Origin of the sequence: Mammaliicoccus sp. Q-M61 (assembly GCF_022386055.1) — a bacterium.
In the GTDB taxonomy this organism is placed as follows: domain Bacteria; phylum Bacillota; class Bacilli; order Staphylococcales; family Staphylococcaceae; genus Mammaliicoccus; species Mammaliicoccus sciuri_A.
This window is the reverse complement of the sequence record NZ_JAJNJL010000020.1, coordinates 1-3,243: the sequence shown is the minus strand read 5'-3', so window position 1 is coordinate 3,243 and position 3,243 is coordinate 1. Positions and strand designations below refer to the sequence as shown.

At 36.8% G+C, this 3,243-nt stretch carries 2 protein-coding genes; both read left to right on the top strand.

Annotated elements, in window-relative coordinates; all coding sequences use genetic code 11:
• On the top strand, window positions 1–1,433 hold a 1,433-nt coding region (locus LQ677_RS14460; RefSeq protein ID WP_239749092.1), incomplete at its 5' end, for a Rib/alpha-like domain-containing protein.
• A 75-nt stretch (window positions 1,434–1,508) separates the two neighbouring features.
• Window positions 1,509–3,243 (top strand): fibrinogen-binding adhesin SdrG C-terminal domain-containing protein (locus LQ677_RS14770; RefSeq protein WP_275583302.1); only part of this gene is annotated, 1,735 nt, incomplete at its 3' end.

The following is a 3,243-nucleotide window of genomic DNA, read 5'->3' as shown; positions in this document are numbered from 1 at the left end:
AAGCAGACAATGATGCTTACGAACCAACTACAGACGGTGTAACGAAAGATCATGGCACACCAACGACAACAGACGATGTAACAGGTTCAGTGACAATCCCAGATTATCCAACGGATAAAGAACAACCAACAATTACGGTGGATGACGAAACACAATTACCAGATGGCAATACACCAGGCACAACAGAAGTAGATGTGACAGTGACATACCCAGATGGAACAGAAGATCACATAAAAGTACCTGTAACAGTAGGAGAACAAGCAGACAATGATGCTTACGAACCAACTACAGACGGTGTAACGAAAGATCATGGCACACCAACGACAACAGACGATGTAACAGGTTCAGTCACAATCCCAGACTATCCAACGGATAAAGAACAACCAACAATTACGGTGGATGACGAAACACAATTACCAGATGGCAACACACCAGGCACAACAGAAGTAGATGTGACAGTGACATATCCAGATGGAACAGAAGATCACATAAAAGTACCTGTAACAGTAGGAGAACAAGCAGACAATGATGCTTATGAACCAACAACAGACGGTGTAACAAAAGACAATGGCACACCAACGACAACAGACGATGTAACAGGTTCAGTGACAATCCCAGATTATCCAGCGGATAAAGAACAACCAACAATTACGGTGGATGACGAAACACAATTACCAGACGGAAATACACCAGGTACAACAGAAGTAGATGTAACGGTGACATACCCAGATGGTACACAAGATCACATAAAAGTACCTGTAACAGTAGGAAATGTAAATGACTTACCAGCGCCAACAATTAATCCAATTGATAATGATGATACTGTCATTTCAGGTTCAAATGGTACACCTGGAAATACTATAGTAATTACTTTCCCAGATGGCAGTACTTCAGAAACTGAGATTGATGATAATGGTAATTGGTCTGTAGATATTCCAACTGATGTAGACTTAAATAAAGACGATGAAATTACAGGTATTGAAAAAGATAATAATGGCAATGAATCAGACCCATCTGTTGTAGTTGTTGTCGATACAGACTCTGATAGCGATGCAGATGCAGACAGCGACGCAGACACGGACAGTGATTCAGACTCTGATAGTGATGCAGACGCAGATAGCGATGCAGACGCGGACAGTGATTCAGATTCTGATAGTGATGCAGACGCAGACAGTGACGCAGATGCAGATAGCGACTCAGATTCAGACAGCGATTCAGACGCAGGCATGTCATCAAATGATTCAAACAATAATGGTGGTAATGGTGTTGCTAATCAATTGAATGAAAATAATCAAGATCATAAAGCAAGCCATAACAAACAATTACCTGATACAGGTGAAGAATCAGAAGTTAATACAACTTTAATTGGTGGTTTAATAGCAGGATTGGGTTCATTATTCTTATTCGGTCGTCGTAGAAAAGAAGATAAATAATAATTTAAAAAATAAAGTGGCTAGAACTTTATGTTTAGTCACTTTATTTTTCAATGCATATTAGGAGGAATAAATATGAAAAACAACAAGAAGCACGGTAGTAAAAAGATAGATTTTATACCAAATAGGTATAATAAATACTCAATTAGAAAGTTTACAGTAGGCACTGCTTCGATTTTAGTTGGTTCGGCTTTATTATTTGGAATTGGTAATGAAGCAAAAGCAGATGAACAAAATAGTAATGAAAGTAATCAAGTTGTAAATAGTCAATCTGAAGAATTAAGTGTTAATGAAGAATCTAACAATAGTAGTGACAAACCAGTTGCTGAAGATAATATAAATCAATCTGAAAATAATGAAGAAGCAACACCAGCAAGTGAAGAAACAGAAGAAGCAACACCAGCAAGTGAAGAAACAGAAGAAGCAACACCAGCAAGTGAAGAAACAGAAGAAGCAACACCGGCAAGTGAAGAAACAGAAGAAGCAACACCGGCAAGTGAAGAAACAGAAGAAGCAACGCCAGGAAGTGAAGAAACAGTTAAGCCAGAGACTTCTGCAAATAGTAACGAATCTAGTGAAAATAATGAGAGTGGAGCTTCTTCTTTAAAAGAGAATGAAGATAAAGAAGAATATTCTTTCGCAGCTATTTCTGAGGATGATGTTAATGATCAAATAAAAGTTGGTGAGTTTAACTTTGATAATAAAACTTTATATCCAAATAATTCTGGATACTCAAATATGAGCGCCAAATTTAGTGTTGATGGTCCTGTAAAAGAAGGGGATTATTTCACATTTGTTATTCCAAATAATTTAACGATTGACGGAGATATTGATTATTCAAAAACGGATAACTCTATGAAATTAGTGGATATTAAAAATGCTAATGGAGATATTGTTGCAAAAGGTGAATACAATGTCATTTCTAAAAATGGTAGATATATCTTTACTGACTACGTAAATGGAAAAGAAAATATTAATGGATTTTTTGAATTACCAATTTGGACAGACAGAAAAAATTCTCCTTATTCAGGTAATTATGATGTTCAGTTTGATATAGCTAATCAAAAATTTGATTCAAATATAGATATTGAATATGGAGATCCATCGATGGGGCTTCCAGGTCAAGATGGAGCAAATGTTTCCTCATTCATTACAAAAGTAGATATAGCTTCTGGGGAACGAACTTATAAACAAACTATATATGTAAACTCTAAAAATAATAATTTAAGAGACACTACTGTGACTTTACAGGGGTACCATAATGATCCAAATACAAGTAGTACAATTCTGAATAAAGATGTTACTAAGTTTAAAGTATATAAATTAGCTGATGGTGCACAAGTAACTGACAGCTATTACGTTGATCCTAATAGTCCTAATTATATTGATATTACAGATGATGTATTACCATATGTTTATGATAACGGCGACAACACAATTACTTTCAATTTTGGTGATATTAATGAAACATTTGTAATTACAATCGATGGTGAATATGACGATAGTGGCGAAAATGTTAAGACTCGTGTTATAGAAACAAATAGTGACATTTATGGTGGAAGCAAAAAGTCTTATTATTGGGATAATGAAAATATAGTTCGCTCTGGTGACGGTGGAGCAGATGGAGATGACTCTGACTCAGACGCCGACGCCGATGCAGACAGCGATTCCGACGCAGATAGCGACTCAGATGCAGACAGTGATGCAGACGCAGATAGTGATTCGGACGCAGATAGTGATTCGGACGCAGATAGTGATTCGGACGCAGATAGTGATTCGGACGCAGATAGTGATTCGGACGCAGATAGTG